General features: G+C 58.8%; 18 protein-coding genes and 1 tRNA gene. 5 read left to right on the forward strand and 14 right to left on the reverse strand.

Annotated elements, in window-relative coordinates:
- Positions 1 to 126: 126 nt before the first annotated feature.
- The 5 genes from tsf to ACRZ94_RS00475 form a co-directional block, all read right to left on the reverse strand.
- Complete coding sequence (gene tsf, locus ACRZ94_RS00455) at positions 127 to 1,002, reverse strand: translation elongation factor Ts (protein WP_480796426.1); 876 nt, start codon at positions 1,000 to 1,002, stop codon at positions 127 to 129.
- A 77-nt stretch (positions 1,003 to 1,079) separates the two neighbouring features.
- Entirely contained in the window at positions 1,080 to 1,853 is a 774-nt protein-coding gene (rpsB, locus tag ACRZ94_RS00460; RefSeq protein WP_480651246.1) for a 30S ribosomal protein S2, read from the reverse strand.
- 166 nt (positions 1,854 to 2,019) lie between these two features.
- Positions 2,020 to 2,856, reverse strand: a complete 837-nt coding sequence (gene olsA / locus ACRZ94_RS00465; protein WP_480796427.1) for a lyso-ornithine lipid O-acyltransferase — start codon at positions 2,854 to 2,856, stop codon at positions 2,020 to 2,022.
- A gap of 4 nt (positions 2,857 to 2,860) precedes the next feature.
- Entirely contained in the window at positions 2,861 to 3,616 is a 756-nt protein-coding gene (olsB, locus tag ACRZ94_RS00470; RefSeq protein WP_480796428.1) for an L-ornithine N(alpha)-acyltransferase, read from the reverse strand.
- A 108-nt stretch (positions 3,617 to 3,724) separates the two neighbouring features.
- On the reverse strand, positions 3,725 to 3,907 hold the full coding sequence (locus tag ACRZ94_RS00475; protein ID WP_299946036.1) for a DUF3553 domain-containing protein: 183 nt from the start codon (positions 3,905 to 3,907) through the stop codon (positions 3,725 to 3,727).
- Between the two features lie 42 nt (positions 3,908 to 3,949).
- On the opposite strand from ACRZ94_RS00475, the gene ACRZ94_RS00480 reads away from it, so the two are divergent.
- Positions 3,950 to 4,546, forward strand: coding sequence for a histidine phosphotransferase family protein (locus ACRZ94_RS00480; protein WP_480651240.1), 597 nt, complete (start codon positions 3,950 to 3,952; stop codon positions 4,544 to 4,546).
- On the opposite strand, the gene ACRZ94_RS00485 is transcribed toward ACRZ94_RS00480, so the two are convergent.
- The 9 genes from ACRZ94_RS00485 to ACRZ94_RS00525 form a co-directional block, all read right to left on the reverse strand.
- On the reverse strand, positions 4,543 to 5,805 hold the full coding sequence (locus ACRZ94_RS00485) for a glutamate-5-semialdehyde dehydrogenase (protein ID WP_480796429.1): 1,263 nt from the start codon (positions 5,803 to 5,805) through the stop codon (positions 4,543 to 4,545). The two genes, ACRZ94_RS00480 and ACRZ94_RS00485, sit on opposite strands and share 4 nt — an antisense overlap.
- Before the next feature lie 22 nt (positions 5,806 to 5,827).
- Positions 5,828 to 6,934, reverse strand: a complete 1,107-nt coding sequence (gene proB / locus ACRZ94_RS00490) for a glutamate 5-kinase (RefSeq protein ID WP_480651236.1) — start codon at positions 6,932 to 6,934, stop codon at positions 5,828 to 5,830.
- Entirely contained in the window at positions 6,922 to 7,956 is a 1,035-nt protein-coding gene (obgE, locus tag ACRZ94_RS00495) for a GTPase ObgE (RefSeq protein ID WP_480651234.1), read from the reverse strand. Before obgE ends, proB begins: the two co-directional genes overlap by 13 nt.
- Positions 7,957 to 7,993: 37 nt before the next feature.
- Positions 7,994 to 8,530: a GNAT family N-acetyltransferase gene (locus ACRZ94_RS00500; RefSeq protein WP_480796430.1), complete on the reverse strand. Its 537-nt coding sequence runs from the start codon at positions 8,528 to 8,530 to the stop codon at positions 7,994 to 7,996.
- Positions 8,530 to 8,694 carry a hypothetical protein gene (locus ACRZ94_RS00505; RefSeq protein ID WP_480796431.1) on the reverse strand — a complete coding sequence of 55 codons (165 nt, stop codon included), beginning with the start codon at positions 8,692 to 8,694 and terminating at the stop codon, positions 8,530 to 8,532. Before ACRZ94_RS00505 ends, ACRZ94_RS00500 begins: the two co-directional genes overlap by 1 nt.
- Before the next feature lie 83 nt (positions 8,695 to 8,777).
- Positions 8,778 to 9,047, reverse strand: coding sequence for a 50S ribosomal protein L27 (gene rpmA / locus ACRZ94_RS00510; RefSeq protein ID WP_010440093.1), 270 nt, complete (start codon positions 9,045 to 9,047; stop codon positions 8,778 to 8,780).
- Positions 9,048 to 9,058: 11 nt separating this feature from the next.
- Complete coding sequence (locus tag ACRZ94_RS00515) at positions 9,059 to 9,676, reverse strand: 50S ribosomal protein L21 (protein ID WP_480651450.1); 618 nt, start codon at positions 9,674 to 9,676, stop codon at positions 9,059 to 9,061.
- A gap of 210 nt (positions 9,677 to 9,886) precedes the next feature.
- A complete protein-coding gene (locus ACRZ94_RS00520) occupies positions 9,887 to 10,687 on the reverse strand; it encodes a DUF2059 domain-containing protein (protein WP_480651228.1) in 801 nt (266 codons plus the stop codon).
- Positions 10,687 to 11,529, reverse strand: a complete 843-nt coding sequence (locus ACRZ94_RS00525; protein WP_480796432.1) for a DUF2059 domain-containing protein — start codon at positions 11,527 to 11,529, stop codon at positions 10,687 to 10,689. The genes ACRZ94_RS00520 and ACRZ94_RS00525 overlap by 1 nt, the downstream gene beginning before the upstream one ends.
- Positions 11,530 to 11,651: 122 nt before the next feature.
- Here ACRZ94_RS00525 and ACRZ94_RS00530 point away from each other — a divergent pair.
- From ACRZ94_RS00530 to ACRZ94_RS00545, 4 genes are all read left to right on the forward strand, one after another.
- Positions 11,652 to 11,741 (forward strand) — tRNA-Ser (locus ACRZ94_RS00530).
- Positions 11,742 to 11,948: 207 nt separating this feature from the next.
- On the forward strand, positions 11,949 to 12,932 hold the full coding sequence (dctP, locus tag ACRZ94_RS00535) for a TRAP transporter substrate-binding protein DctP (RefSeq protein ID WP_480796433.1): 984 nt from the start codon (positions 11,949 to 11,951) through the stop codon (positions 12,930 to 12,932).
- Positions 12,933 to 12,983: 51 nt separating this feature from the next.
- Positions 12,984 to 13,481: a TRAP transporter small permease gene (locus ACRZ94_RS00540; RefSeq protein WP_480796434.1), complete on the forward strand. Its 498-nt coding sequence runs from the start codon at positions 12,984 to 12,986 to the stop codon at positions 13,479 to 13,481.
- Positions 13,478 to 14,752 (forward strand): TRAP transporter large permease, encoded by a 1,275-nt coding sequence (locus ACRZ94_RS00545; RefSeq protein ID WP_480796435.1) that lies wholly within the window; start codon positions 13,478 to 13,480, stop codon positions 14,750 to 14,752. Before ACRZ94_RS00540 ends, ACRZ94_RS00545 begins: the two co-directional genes overlap by 4 nt.
- Position 14,753 lies beyond the last annotated feature (1 nt).

A 14,753-nucleotide genomic window follows, 5' to 3' on the forward strand; every position in this document is an offset into this window, starting at 1 on the left:
AATTTCATCCTTTTACCCGGGCGCTACGGCGCCCTTTTTGATTCCCGGAACAAAAAAAACCGGCCACGCATAGCGCGACCGGTTCTTATTTGGAAACCGGGCCCCAACGGGACCCGGCGATGTTCCTTAGCCCTGAGCGGCCTTGGCAACTTCGGCTGCGAAGTCTTCTTTTTCGACCACGATGCCTTCGCCAACTTCCAGACGGATAAAGCCGGTGATGGTTGCGCCTGCTTCTTTGGCCGCTGCGAAAACGGTCTTACTAGTGTCGACGACGAACTTCTGGTTCGCTAGAGTGTTTTCCTTGATGAACTTCGCGACTTGTTTGTTAGACCAGCTCTCCACACCAGCTTCAGATTTTCCGGCTTCCTTTGCTTGGCCAACAAAGACAGCTTTTTCGCGAGCAATGACATCAGCCGATACATCATCTTCTGTCATTCCAAGCGGGTTGGTTGCCGCGATGTGCATCGCAACCTGCTTGCCGATCGCCTCGTCGCCACCGGTCAGAGCAACCAGAACGCCGATTTTGCCCATGCCGTTGGTCGCGGCATTGTGGACATAAGACACAACGGTGTCGCCCGACAGTTTGGCCATACGGCGCACCGACATGTTCTCGCCGATGGTGGCGATCTTGTCGGTCAGAGTATCTGCAACGTTCTTGCCGCCCAGATCAGCCGCCAGCAGAGCGTCAACGTCAGCAACGCCTTCGGCTGCATATGCGATCTTGCCAACCATTTCCTGGAACTCGGCGTTTTTCGCAACGAAGTCGGTTTCCGAGTTCACTTCGACAGCAACACCGTTGCCACCGTTGACGTGAACAGCAACCAGACCTTCAGCTGCAGTACGGCCCGATTTCTTGGCCGCTTTGGCCAGACCTTTGGTGCGCAGCCAGTCAACGGCCTCGTCCATGTTGCCGCCGGTTTCGGTCAGCGCTTTTTTCGCGTCCATCATTCCTGCGCCGGTCGAGTCGCGCAGTTCTTTCACCATTGCTGCTGTGATTGCCATCTTTAGGCTCTCCTCAATTCAAACGGAATTGGGGCAGGTCATACCCTGCCCCATATGTCATTTACGTGACGGGCAGCTTACGCTTCGGCCGGGGCTTCTTCTGCGACAACCTCTTCAACCGGTGCTTCTTCGAATGCACCCAGGTCAACGCCTGCTGCACCCATCTGAGCGGTCATGCCGTCCAGAGCGGCACGTGCGGCCAGATCACAGTACAGAGAGATGGCGCGCGCTGCGTCGTCGTTGCCGGGGATGATGTAATCCACACCATCGGGCGAGCAGTTGGTGTCGACAACAGCCACAACCGGGATACCCAGCTTGTTGGCTTCGGCGATGGCCAGTGCTTCTTTTTTGACGTCGATGACGAACAGCAGGTCAGGAACGCCGCCCATCTCGCGGATACCGCCCAGCGATGCCTGAAGCTTGGCCTGGTCACGCTCCATGCCCAGACGCTCTTTCTTGGTCAGGCCCTCGGCGCCCGATTCCATCGCTTCGTCGATCTGGTTCAGGCGGTTGATCGACTGGGAAACGGTTTTCCAGTTGGTCAGCGTGCCGCCCAGCCAGCGGTGGTTCATGTAGTACTGGGCCGACTTTTCGGCAGCTTCGGCGATCGGGCCAGCGGCCTGACGCTTGGTGCCAACGAACAGAACGCGGCCACCTTTTGCAACGGTGTCACGAACGGCCTGCAGCGCCTGATCCAGCATCGGAACGGTCTGGGTCAGGTCCATGATGTGGATGCCATTGCGCGAGCCGTAGATGAACGGACCCATGCGGGGATTCCAACGCTGTGTCTGGTGACCAAAGTGAACGCCAGCTTCCAGCAGCTGACGCATGGAGAACTCGGGAAGAGCCATGCTATTTTCCTTTTCCGGTTTACGCCTTGGCGGGGGTGAAAGAAGCGGATGCTCCAACCGGCGGTCTTGATGAGGATGTCTCCCTCAAAAAGGCCAAACCCCGCCTGCGGGTTTGAATGGCGCGCATATACGGCAGGTTTTAAAGCAGCGCAAGGGGCTTTCGCCCTTATTTTTCGAGCCTTGCCAAAGAATGCGCGTGTCGTACTGCCTCTTCGCAATGGGCTGCCAGCGCCTTGCGGTTTTCAAAGTCGCTGACCTTGGCTGGCGCGTGGTAAATCACCTCAACCGATCCCTGTCTGCGTGCGCCCAGTGTCTTCAACAGATGCGGCGCGAAGTCCATGTCGCCCCACCAGCCATAGAACCGGTCCGGTTCCCCGCGCGGGGCGTGATAGATCACCGAAACCGGCTGCACATACATGAAATCCCGCAGCTCATTAGTAAAGAACGCAGCAAAAAGCGTTGTTTTAAAGGGCAAAACCCTCAATCCATCGGTTGAGGTCCCCTCGGGGAAAAACAGCAGCTTGTGCCCCGCGGTCAGACGTTCCTGAAACAGCAGGGTCTGTTCACGCGCTTTCTTGCGGTCACGTTCGATGAATACTGTTCCCGTGGCACGTGCCAGCCAGCCAATCCCCGGCCATTTCGCGACCTCGGCCTTGGACACGAAATAGACCCTTTTACGGGCGTTGAGCGAGAATATGTCCAGCCATGAGGAGTGGTTCGCCACCACAGCCCCACGCTGCGTCATCATCTGCCCCGAGGTGCGAAACCCGATGCCCAGGATACGAAAGGCGTTGCGGCAGACAAATTGCGTGATGAAGGGCGTCAGCGGGCGGCGAACGCCATAGATGGGGCGCTCGAACAGACGCAGGGTCAACAAGATGATCAGCCCTCCAAACACCAACAGTGCCAGCGGAAGCCCGCGCAGGATTGCCAGTGCCCAGCCCGTGACCCCCAGGTCAATCGGATCGGGCGCGTCATCGCTATGCCAGGATGCATCGCTCACTGTTTCAGGCTCCGGTATAGATGCGGCGCTGACGTTCGTTCATGCGGGCAGTGTCGAGGATCAGGCACACATCGGTGGTGTTGAACGCATGATCGACAAAGGCCCCCTCGCCCACAAAGCCGCCAAGCCGCAGATAGGCTTTGATCAACGCGGGCACCTGTACCATTGCGGCACGCCGGTCCAGATCCTCGGGGGCTGTCAGGTTCATGCTTTGAAACACCTCAGGCTGGGCGCGCACCCGCAGGTCCGGCGGCGCGAGGTGGTTGTGATGCAACATGGACAGGGGCTGCGCCAGCGCCTGCACATCCGTGCCGTGAAAGCTGGCCACGCCGAATAGCACCTCGATCTGACGTTCAGCCACGTAGGCGGCCAAGCCATTCCACAGATGATACATCGCCGTACCCCCGCGGTAGTCGCGGTGCAGGCAGGACCGGCCCAGTTCCAACAGCTTGCGGCCGCTTGTTTTCAGCACGGTCAGGTCGTATTCATCCTCGGAATAGAACTGCCCCAATTCTGCAGCACGTTTGCCCGGTAACAGCCTGTAAACACCAACAGTTTCGTCGGTCTGGTCATCAATGGCCAGCATATGGTCGAAATAAGGATCAAAGCGATCCTGCTCTAACCCGGCCTCATGATCGACCAATGCACCTCCGCCCCCCAGTTCGCGTACGAACACGTCATAGCGCAGCCGTTGCGCGGCGCGCAGGTCGGCCTCGGTCTCGGCAAGTTTGACGGTGAAGGATGGGCCTGTGTCCGGCATCAGCGGTTCCGTATCGTTTCAGCGCTGATAGCGCAGGTGCCGGGGGAATGGCAACATCGCCCGTACGGCCTCTCGAACAGCGTGGCGTTAACCATTCCTAAACCAGTTTCACGGATCAAAGACCGGCATCAGGGCAATGCGTGTTCCGTCTATCACCACTTTCCCCTGCTCGCGAAAGTTAACGGTGATTTTGCCCCCGATATTGGACTGCACCTGTCCAATGCCCCAATCGGGGAAATCGGGGTGGCGGACATACATGCCCGGTGCAAGAATAGCATTGAGGTCTGTCATCGGTGGCTCCGGCTCAGGCGGCAGATACAGCAGGAGGTACGCATGCGTGCAAAAGAGGTCAACCTGGCTGAATTGATCGGCTCGCGGATTTGTCACGATCTGATCAGCCCGATCGGGGCGATTACCAACGGCCTGGAACTGCTTGAAATGGTTGGCACAACCCAAGGCCCCGAGATGGAGCTGATCTCGGGCAGTGTTGGAAGTGCGGGCGCCAGGATCAGATTTTTTCGCGTGGCATTCGGCGCGGCCAGCGATCAGCCTCTGGGTCGGACCGAGGTCACCGACCTGCTTAAGGATATTGAGCGCGCCGGGCGTGTGCGGGTTAACTGGAACCTGACCGAGCCCGTTCCGCGCAATCAGGTCAAACTGGCCTTCCTGGCAATGATGTGCTGCGAAAGCGCGATGCCGTTTGGCGGCGAAGTCACCATCACCACTTCGGGCAATGACTGGGCCGTGACCGGCTCAGCGGATAAGTTGAGCGTTGATGCTGACTTGTGGAAGAACCTGCCCAGCGGGCGGTTCCCCAAAAAGGTCACTCCCGCGCAGGTTCAGTTCGCCCTGTTGCCCGAAACCGCGACGGCAATGGGTCGGCGGGTCAAGGCCGAGACGACCTCAACCCGTGTTGCGATCCGGTTTTAAGACCGGGTCGTGCCGTTACCACGAACCAGATATTTGAAGCTGGTCAGCTGAGCCGCCCCAACGGGGCCCCGTGCGTGCATCTTGCCGGTGGCGATGCCGATCTCGGCCCCCATGCCAAATTCGCCACCATCAGCAAATTGGGTCGAGGCGTTGTGCATCAGAATGGCGCTGTCCAGACGTTCAAAGAAGTGGGCTGCGGCCTGCGCGTCTTCGGTCATGATGCAATCAGTGTGGTTCGATCCATACTGACGGATATGCGCGATGGCCGCATCGATGTCTTCGACCGGTTTGGCGGCAATGATGCTGTCCAGAAACTCTTTGCCCCAGTCTTCCGCCGTGGCCGCAACCGTGCCATCCACGGCCAGCGCGCCGTGGGCGTGGACCTCAACGCCGGCGGCCATCAGGGCCGCGATCACATCCCGGCCCAGCGTTTCAGCGATGTCCTGATGGATCAGCAGGCATTCAGCCGCGCCACAAATCCCTGTGCGCCGGGTCTTGGCGTTCAGCACAACGTCCAGTGTTTTTTTAGGGTCCGCGGCCTTGTCGATATAGATATGCACGATGCCTTCGAGATGTGCGAAAACAGGCACCCGCGCCTCACGCTGTACCAGACCAACCAGACCTTTGCCGCCGCGCGGCACGATCACGTCGACATAATCGGTCAGGGTCAGCAGTTCCTGAACGGCGGCACGATCGCGGGTCGGGATAAGCTGAATGGCATCTTCGGGCAGGTTCGCGGCCTTCAGGCCCTGAACCAGACAGGCGTGGATCGCGCCTGACGAGTGAAAACTCTCGGACCCGCCGCGCAGGATCACCGCGTTCCCGGATTTCAGGCACAACGCTCCGGCATCCGCAGTGACGTTCGGTCGGCTTTCATAGATCACGCCGATCACACCCAGAGGCGTGCGGACGCGCTGAATATTCAGGCCCGTGGGCATATCCCATTCGGTCAGAACCTCGCCCACCGGATCGGCCTGATCCGCAACCGTGCGCAGACCGTCGACCATGCCCTGAATGCGGGATTCATCCAGCATCAGACGGTCCATCATCGCCGGGCTCAGACCCTTTTCGCGGCCGAATTCCAGGTCTTTCAGGTTGGCTTCGATGATCTCGGCGCGATTGGCCCAGACCGCATCCGCCGCAGCAATCAGAGCGGCGTGCTTGCGTTCGGCAGTGGCAAAGGCCAGTTCAGCCGAGGCGGCTTTGGCCCGTGCCCCCAGATCGGCCATCAGGGCGGGAATGCTGTCGAAATCCTTCATCTTTGATGCCTTTCCTGTTGTCTTACAGCGCCAGATCGTCCCGGTGGATCAGGACGGCGCGGCCCGGATAGCCCAGCGTCGCCTCGATCTCGGATGATTTGCGCCCTTTGATTGCATCCGCTTCTTGCGCGGTATAGCGGCTGAGGCCCTGTGCCAGTCGCCGGGCCTGCGGATCGATGATCGCCACCGGATCGCCGCGCCCGAAATCGCCGGTCACTTCGACAATACCCGCAGGCAGCAGGCTCTTGCCATTGCCAAGCGCTGTGGCGGCGCCAGCGTCGACCACGATCTCACCCCGTGGCTTCATGGCCGAGATCCAGCGTTTGCGGGCAGCATGCGGATCAACCGTCGCCGTGAACCACGTGCAGTTCGCACCGTTTTCCAGCGTTTTCAGCGGGTTGATGGGCGATCCTTCAGTAATGGCCATATCACAGCCCGCAGCCGTTGCCATCTTGGCGGCCAGCAGTTTGGTCTTCATCCCGCCCTTGGACAGGCCCGACCCCGCATCACCGGCCATGGCCTCAATCTCGGGCGTGATGTCTTCGATCACATCATAGCGCGTGGCCGAGGCATCCTCGGACGGGTTGCCCGTGTAGAACCCATCGACATCCGACAATAGGATCAGCTGATCTGCGCCCACGGTCACCGCGATCTGGGCAGCCAGGCGATCATTGTCGCCGTAACGGATTTCATCCGTGGCTACTGTGTCATTTTCGTTGACAATCGGCACAACGCCGAGGCCAAGCAAGGTTTCAAGCGTGGCGCGCGAATTCAGGTAGCGCCGTCGATCCGCGCTGTCTTCCAGCGTGACCAGCACCTGAGCGGTGGTGATATTGTGGGGGGCCAGAACCTCTTCATAGGCGCGGGCCAGCCGGATTTGACCCACGGCTGCGGCGGCCTGCGATTGTTCCAGCGGCAAGGTCTGCATCGGAAGGCCCAGCACCCCACGCCCCAGCGCAATCGACCCGGATGACACCAGAATTACATCCGTCCCCTGCCCCTTGAGCCACGCCACGTCCTGCGCCAGCGAATGCAGCCAATCCGACCGCAACAACCCTGTATTCCGATCCACCAGCAAGGCAGACCCGATCTTTACAACAAGACGCTTTGCAGACGTCAGGGTTGCCAAGGCGCGGCCTCCTCAGCGGGTTTGTGGCGGACGCGGTTGTCGTCGATCTGCGCACGCAAGGCCCGCAGAACATCGGTCACGCCCACATGCGCCACGCCGGACATGGTCATGACGGGGCCGCCCACGGCCTCTTCCAACTCCGCCTTAGCCAGTTCGCGTTCCTCATCATCCAGCGCGTCGACTTTGTTCAACACGGTGATGCGGGGTTTATCGGCCAGCTCACCGCCATAGGCTTCAAGCTCATGAATGATGGTGCGGTAATCTTCGGCCACGGTTTCCGAAGTGCCATCGACCAGATGCAGCAACACGGCGCAGCGTTCGACATGACCCAGAAAACGGTCTCCGATCCCGCGGCCCTCATGGGCGCCTTCGATCAGGCCGGGGATGTCAGCGACGACGAATTCGACGTTATCAACCCCCACAACTCCCAGATTTGGGTGCAGAGTGGTGAACGGATAATCCGCAATCTTGGGTCGCGCATTCGAGGTGGCCGCCAAAAAGGTCGATTTGCCCGCATTGGGCATGCCCAACAGTCCCACATCGGCAATCAGCTTCAGCCGTAGCCAGATGGTGCGGTCAATCCCTGCCTGCCCCGGATTGGCGCGGCGTGGAGCCTGGTTGGTGGCCGATTTGAAATGCAGGTTGCCGAAACCGCCATTGCCGCCCTTGGCCAGCAGCACGCGCTGCCCGACCTCGGTCAGGTCGCAGATGACGGTTTCTTCGTCCTCGTCCAGAATTTCGGTCCCGACAGGCACGCGCAGGACGATGTCGTCACCATCCTTGCCGGTGCGTTGCTGGCCGCGACCAGGCTGGCCGTTCTTGGCAAAGAAATGCTGCTGATAGCGGAAGTCGATCAGCGTATTCAGGCTGTCCACGACCTCAACCCAGACCGAGCCGCCTTTGCCGCCGTCACCGCCGTCAGGGCCGCCATATTCAATGTATTTTTCGCGCCGAAAGCTGACGCAGCCGCCACCTCCGGCCCCGGACCGGATGTAGACCTTTGCAAGATCGAGAAATTTCATGACTGTCCCCTACTGCAAAGGCCCCATCGGCCACAAGTCAGAGTTTCTTGGTATATGTCCAGGTGGGCACATTCGCATCGCGCGCCACCGAATAGCTTTCTGCATCGCCCAGATATTCAAACCCGCAATGGGTCAGCACCCGCGCCGAAGCCGGATTGTCCTGAAACACGCTGGCGAACATGTTGGCGTTCTCAAGCGGGTTGGCCTTGACCAGCGTTTCTACGGCAAGCGAAGCAATACCCGTGTTCCAATAGATGGGCGCGACCCAATAGCCGACCTCGGACTGGTTGCGGTCCAGACGGGTCAGCGAGATCAGGCCGATCAGTTCGGGGCCACCATCCTTGGTGGCGTCCATCGCCCAGACGTCTTCGTCCCGGTCTTCGGACATAGCGCGCGTCACAAACGCCTCGATCGAGCCCGGCGGCAACGGGTGCGGAATCGACGTGGTCATGCGCGCCACGCGTTCGTCACCGGCATAGTGTTCAATGAGACCCATATCCGACCGGCGCAACGGGCGCAGGTCGAACCGCTCGGTTTCAATCACCGGCTGATTTATGATTGCCTCAAGTTTCATCAGTGCGGTCCTCCTCCGAACAACACGTAAATTGCGCGGGCAACGGCAAAGCCGGCCAGCGTCCACATCAGATATTTTCGGCCCAGACGATCTTCAACCGCGTGGGCGATCCGACCTTGGAACAAGGACGGCATAGTGCGCGTTGGGTCAGTCATCAGGCTCATAGATCAAAACTGCGTTAAAACGAGAAAGGGGACCGGCAATTTCTGCCGGTCCCCCATTATTTTCAAACCTTATGGGTTTCGGCTTACTCTGCGGCCTCCGCCACTGGCAGGACCGAAATAAAGGTGCGGTTTTTGAGTCCCTTGTGGAACTTCACGGCGCCATCAACAGTTGCAAAGATGGTGTGATCTTTGCCCATGCCCACGCCTTCGCCCGGCCAGAACTTGGTGCCGCGCTGACGCACAATGATGTTGCCTGCGATGGCTGCCTGGCCACCATACAGTTTCACGCCAAGGCGGCGACCTGCTGAGTCGCGACCGTTACGGGAGGAACCGCCAGCTTTTTTATGTGCCATTCTCTCTCTCCTTAGCCTTGAGCCAGCTCTTTGGCTTGCTCAACCCATTCGGGCTTCACTTTGATGGTGTCGATAGCAGCAATCTGCTCGTCCGACAAGGCAGCCAGAGCGGCAAAGCTCTCGATACCAGCGTCGTTCAGCTTTTTGGCAGCGGCGGGGCCGACACCGTTCAGCTTGGTCAGATCGTCAGCAGCCGCTGCAGCGGCGGCGGGTGCTTCTGCCTTGGCAGCAGCTTTCTTGGCAGGCTTTGCAGCAGGTGCCGCTTCGCCAGCCGGTGCCGAACCGGTAGCCGCTTTGATGCCCGACTTGTCAGCGCCCGACGCCAGAATGTCGGTGATCTTGACCAGGGTCAGTTTCTGACGGTGGCCAACGGTACGCTTCGAGCTGTGCTTACGACGGCGCTTGACGAATTTGATGACCTTGTCACCTTTGATCTGTTCGATCACTTCGGCCTGAACGCCTGCGCCTTCAACGAAAGGTGCGCCAACAACCGGAGCGTCACCGCCCAGCATCAGAACATCGTTGAATTGAACTTTTTCACCTGCGTCGGCAGCCAGCTTTTCAACACGGAGCACATCGCCCGCCTGAACCTTGTACTGCTTGCCGCCAGTCTTGAGGACCGCAAACATGCGTCTTTCCTTTTCTAACCCGCGTTCTGTGGTCCCCGATTGGGTGTTGCTGGCTTTCGCCACCTCGAACAGCGCGCCCTTTTCGGGCTGTGTGACGACCCGTTGGGCCACGCCCTTTGGGTCAATAATAACGAGACCCGGCGCGGAAGAACCGGCCGGGATGCGCGCTTATCCATAGATTGCGGGGGAAAGTCAACATCAAATGCAGGCTTAAAGGTCTGACCCTTTCAGGACCTGTCCAACTGCCTCGCCCAGTTGAAAATAGATGTTGTCGTACATGCGATCGAAACTCACGAACAAGGCTTCATTCACCGCCCTGCCCGTCTCAGTACGGGAGAACGCGATATTCTCGCGCATCTGGGCATCAGTCAGCGGGCTATAGGCCAACAGAAAGAAAGAATACAGCCATGTTCGTGTGCTTTCGGTCGTGTCGTCCTTTTGGGCAAGCAACTGCGCCAGCAATTCGGTTTCATCCAGCCCTTCAGACAGATTCAGACCCCGGAAAAAGTTGAAATCGGCACTGATGGCGTTCTGAACGTTTTCATCGATCAGATTGTTGACCTGAATATACTCTTCGATCAGGCGATAGGTCTCAGCATCCGGATCGGCGTTTTCATAGGTGTCCTGAGCCATGTCTTCGATGGCTTCGTCGCCAAGCGCGATGCGCGCGGTGATCTCAAGCGACACGAGGGTTTGGCCAAGATCACTTTCAAAAAACAAAATGGCGCGATCCAGTTGCTGTTCGGTAAGGGTTTGTTCGAATGCCTCAACGATATGGAAACGCATCGTCTCGGCATCAAAGATACGATCCACCTGCTGATGAAAAACAGGACCACCGGCATTGTTGAGAAAATCCTCCTGCAACTCTTCGCTCATCGCGCGGCCCTCGTCGCGCAGAACCTCGATTGTCTGATCAAGCTGCAAGGCAGTCATCAGCTGCTCGACCTTCTCATTGGCCAGCAGTGGCGCGCTTGAAAGACACAAGGCCAACGCTGCAGAAAACAGTCTCATCAGATATCCTGTGCAGGGTGCAGCTCGGCCATGCGGGCGGCCAGAACTTCGAACTTCATCGCCATGATCTCATACTGAATGGCATTCAGCAGCTCGTAAACCTCTTGCATCAGGGGCTGCTCAAGCGCCTCAGCATAGGCGATGATGTCATCGTCCGAGAAACCCTGATACGTATAGGCCGACCCGGCCAGAGCGGAAATCTGCAGCGCCTGGCGCATGCCCGCCTCATTCTGCCGCATCATCTCTCTCAGGTCATCGGCACCCAATTGCAGATCGATCACGCCGGATGCGCTGGCTGCCAGCAGAAACCGGACCTGAATTTCCTGCAATGCCCGCAGCGCCGTATCGCTGGAATCAATTGCGGCGTTCATACGCTTGATGCTTTCGACGCGGGAGGAACCTTCTTTGATCAGGTCAGAAACGATCTCCTGCCCTTCTTGCTGCTTGGCATCGTCATCTTCCACCATATGCGAGGCATTTTCGGCCTCGACCAGACGCTGACCCAAATCCGAGGCGTAGAATCCCACCGCATGGGTCAGCGCCTCATCGCTGAGTGTCTGTTCAAGAATCGAAACGGCAATTTCGTGCATTTCTTCGGTGTTGAACACTTCTTCGGTCAGCCGAGACCAGTCCGACCCAAACCCGTCGGGATCGATCCCCAGCATCTGCGGGGCCGATGCCGAGGCCAGCGCGATGCTTTCCAGCGCGACGTCAAAGCCGGTTGTGGTCAGAAACGCTTCGATCCGGTCGCGACTGGCCGCGGATGCGGGCAAGGTCACTGTGGCAAAGGCCAAAACCAGAGAGGCGGTGAAAACGGTAAGGCGGCGCATAAGATGTGTCATGTGCGGAATCCTAGGCGTTTTAAGCCATCTGGCAATGGAAAATCCCGTCATAGTGAATTTAGGGAATTTTCTGCTTGCACCCCTGCGCGTTCCTGACTAAATCCCCCCTCACAGCCCCCCGCGGAGAGGTGCCGGAGTGGTCGAACGGGGCGGTCTCGAAAACCGTTGTGGGTGCAAGCCCACCCAGGGTTCGAATCCCTGTCTCTCCGCCACTTTCCCTGGCTTGTATCACTGTTCCAAACCGCCTTTTCGGGCGTTTCTATCTGTGTTCGTTTGCGGGTGATCGGGAAAACTGGCCATAAAACAGACTGTTGTCCGGGCTTTCATCGAAAACAGGGTTTGTCTGATTAGCATCATATTGATACTTATGCCCCGTGGCAGCCAGCCTCGCGTGTGCTGAACCACCAATGGGAGGAAAAATGATGCGTAAATTGATTGTGACGGCCGCATTAGGTCTTGGTGTTTTGGCAAGCGGCGCGCACGCGCAGGAAAAGATGCGGATTTCGCTTCAGCTGCCGTTGAAAAGCCATCTTGGTCAAAACCTTTTGATGTTCGAAAAAGAAGTCGAAGAGCGCACCGGCGGCGCAATTGATGTCGAGATTTACGACAGCGCGACCCTCTACAAAGACAAGGAAGTTCCCGCCGCTGTTGGCTCGGGCGCGATTGAGGCTGGTGTGGCCTCGTTGACCCGATACGTTGGTGATGCGCCTGTCGTCGATGTGTTCTACATGCCGTTCCTGCTGAACACTGAAGACAAGGTGCGCGCCGCCGTCGCCGAAGGCAGCCCGGTCCGCACCACGATTGAGGCCGAAGTTGCCGAGACCGGCGGTCAGATCCTCTATTGGCAGGCTTATGGCGGTGCGATCATGCTGTCCAATGGTGGGCCGATCAAAACCCCTGCGGATATGGAGGGAAAGAAGGTCCGCGTTTTCGGCAAAACGCTGGGTGATTTCGTGACGGCGGCGGGTGGTGCGCCGACGCTGATTTCGGGCTCAGAACAGTATCTGGCCTATCAGCGTGGCACGGTGGATGTGGGGATGACCGGTGTGTCCGGCGTGAAATCCCGCAAGCTGTGGGAGGTTATGGACACCATCACCGTCACCAACCACGCGGATATTGAGTTTGTCGTGGTCGTCAACACCGAATGGTGGGACAGTCTGCCCGAAGATATTCGGGGTCATATCACTGATGCAGCGGCCGTGGCTCAGGCGGATGTGCGCGACCGCATGGCTCAGATCGAGGCCGACGCCTATGCCGCCGCCGCAGAAAACGGGATGACCATCGTGGAGCTGAGCGATGAGGATCTGGCCGCCTGGAAAGCGGTGGCTCAGCCTGTTTACGACGCCTATGTGGCGTCGGCCGGTGATGCAGGCGAGGCCGTTCTTGAGGCGGCCGGAAACTGATCGCAACCTCGCAATTGCGGGCGACCCACCCGGTCGCCCGATGAGATCATCATGAAATTTGTCACAACCCTTTCGCTCTGGGCTGGTGTGCTTGGGGCAATTCTACTGGCCGCGACCGGTGCGATGCTGACCTATGAGGTCGTCGCGCGGTATTTCTTTACCCGTCCCACGATCTGGGCAGCCGAACTCAGCCAGCTCTGCCTGATCTGGGGGTGTCTTCTGGCGATGGGTTGGGTGCTGCATCAACGCCGACATATCACCGTGAATGCGGTCACAAACCTGCTGCCCAAACCGGCGCAGCAGGTCTGTGTGGTCGTGGCCCTGCTTGTCATCATTGCGTTCTCGGTCGTTGTCGTGATCTGGGGGTGGCAGATTTTCTTTGAAAGTCTGATCCGGGGCCGCACGACGGGCTCGTTGCTGAACTTGCCGATCTGGATTGCTGAGCTTTCTGTTCCCGTTGGCTTCGCCCTACTCATCGCACAATCCGTCGTCGAATTGCTGAGCCTGAAGACACGCGACCTGACAACATTGGGGAGCAGCCACGAATGACGATCCTGCTGATCCTTATCTGCCTGTTTGGCTTGCTTCTAATCGGCGTGCCGGTGGCTTTTGCCCTTGGCGGGATCGGGCTGGGAATGCTGCTCTTGGGCGGGTTCTCACCGCTTATGGCGCCACAGGCCATTCTGTCGACGCTGGACGGGTTCATCCTGCTTGCAGTGCCTCTGTTCCTGTTGATGTCCAATGTGCTGTTGAAAGGCGGTGTGGGTCGAGACCTGTTTGCAGCGGTACAGGCGTGGGTCGGGCACTGGCCCGGTGGGCTGGCGGTTGCGACGATCCTCAGCTGCGGGCTATTCGCCGCGATTTCCGGCTCATCCGTGGCAACCGCGGCCACGATCGGAACGGTGGCGATCCCCGAAATGGTCAGCCGAGGGTACGAGCGCCGCTTTGTCTACGGCCTGTTGGCGGCGGGCGGCACGCTGGGCATCCTGATCCCGCCCTCCATTCCGATGATCGTCTTCGGATTTGTGGCCGAGGAATCCGTGATCGCCCTGTTTCTGGCAGGCATCGGCCCGGGTCTGTTGCTGGTCGCGCTGTTCGTGGGATTTGCAATGATCCATGCACGGTTTTCCGACAGCTACACACCTGTACCAAAGGCCGACCGCAGGCAGAGGATCGACGCCTCTCTGCGCGCGACACCTTCGCTGGCGCTGGCGCTGCTGATCGTCCTTGGGCTTTACTCAGGGGCATTCACCCCGACCGAGGCCGCCGCCGTCGGCTTTGCAGCCGCGCTTTTGATCACAGGGCTGATCCTGCGCACTCTGACATGGTCGAAACTGTGGGAGGCCATTCGCGACAGTGCCATCACAACGGCCGCGATCCTGCTGATCATCGCTGGGGCCAAGATTTTCGGCAAAGCCATCGCGCTTTATCGGATTCCGCAGGACATCTCGGCTTTTATCGCCAGCAATATCGACGGTGCGCTTGTGTTCATCCTGCTGGTTTCGGTCATTCTGCTGCTGATGGGGCTGGTGTTTGAGGCCCTGTCGATGATCCTGATCATGACCCCTGTCCTGCTGCCCGCAGCCATGGCGCTGGGGTTCGATCCGATCTGGTTCGGCATCTTCATGGTGATCATGGTGGAATGCGCCTTGATCACGCCGCCTGTAGGGCTAAACCTGTATGTCATTCAGGCTGTTGCCCGCGCGTCGTTGGGTGACGTAGCCAAGGGTGTTTTACCGTTTCTCGCTCTGTTATTGGTGACAGCAATCATTCTTTACCTGTGGCCTGATCTGGCCCTCTATATTCCGTTTAAGTGGTGAT

The organism is Ruegeria sp. CH10 (assembly GCF_056537125.1).

Coding starts and splice junctions, on each gene's coding strand:
- tsf (WP_480796426.1), bottom strand. CDS start 1,002: ATGGCAATCACAGCAGCAATGGTGAAAGAACTGCGCGACTCGACCGGC.
- rpsB (WP_480651246.1), bottom strand. CDS start 1,853: ATGGCTCTTCCCGAGTTCTCCATGCGTCAGCTGCTGGAAGCTGGCGTT.
- olsB (WP_480796428.1), bottom strand. CDS start 3,616: ATGCCGGACACAGGCCCATCCTTCACCGTCAAACTTGCCGAGACCGAG.
- ACRZ94_RS00475 (WP_299946036.1), bottom strand. CDS start 3,907: ATGACAGACCTCAATGCTATTCTTGCACCGGGCATGTATGTCCGCCAC.
- ACRZ94_RS00480 (WP_480651240.1), top strand. CDS start 3,950: ATGCGTGCAAAAGAGGTCAACCTGGCTGAATTGATCGGCTCGCGGATT.
- ACRZ94_RS00485 (WP_480796429.1), bottom strand. CDS start 5,805: ATGAAGGATTTCGACAGCATTCCCGCCCTGATGGCCGATCTGGGGGCA.
- obgE (WP_480651234.1), bottom strand. CDS start 7,956: ATGAAATTTCTCGATCTTGCAAAGGTCTACATCCGGTCCGGGGCCGGA.
- ACRZ94_RS00500 (WP_480796430.1), bottom strand. CDS start 8,530: ATGAAACTTGAGGCAATCATAAATCAGCCGGTGATTGAAACCGAGCGG.
- ACRZ94_RS00505 (WP_480796431.1), bottom strand. CDS start 8,694: ATGAGCCTGATGACTGACCCAACGCGCACTATGCCGTCCTTGTTCCAA.
- rpmA (WP_010440093.1), bottom strand. CDS start 9,047: ATGGCACATAAAAAAGCTGGCGGTTCCTCCCGTAACGGTCGCGACTCA.
- ACRZ94_RS00515 (WP_480651450.1), bottom strand. CDS start 9,676: ATGTTTGCGGTCCTCAAGACTGGCGGCAAGCAGTACAAGGTTCAGGCG.
- ACRZ94_RS00520 (WP_480651228.1), bottom strand. CDS start 10,687: ATGAGACTGTTTTCTGCAGCGTTGGCCTTGTGTCTTTCAAGCGCGCCA.
- ACRZ94_RS00525 (WP_480796432.1), bottom strand. CDS start 11,529: ATGACACATCTTATGCGCCGCCTTACCGTTTTCACCGCCTCTCTGGTT.
- dctP (WP_480796433.1), top strand. CDS start 11,949: ATGATGCGTAAATTGATTGTGACGGCCGCATTAGGTCTTGGTGTTTTG.
- ACRZ94_RS00540 (WP_480796434.1), top strand. CDS start 12,984: ATGAAATTTGTCACAACCCTTTCGCTCTGGGCTGGTGTGCTTGGGGCA.
- ACRZ94_RS00545 (WP_480796435.1), top strand. CDS start 13,478: ATGACGATCCTGCTGATCCTTATCTGCCTGTTTGGCTTGCTTCTAATC.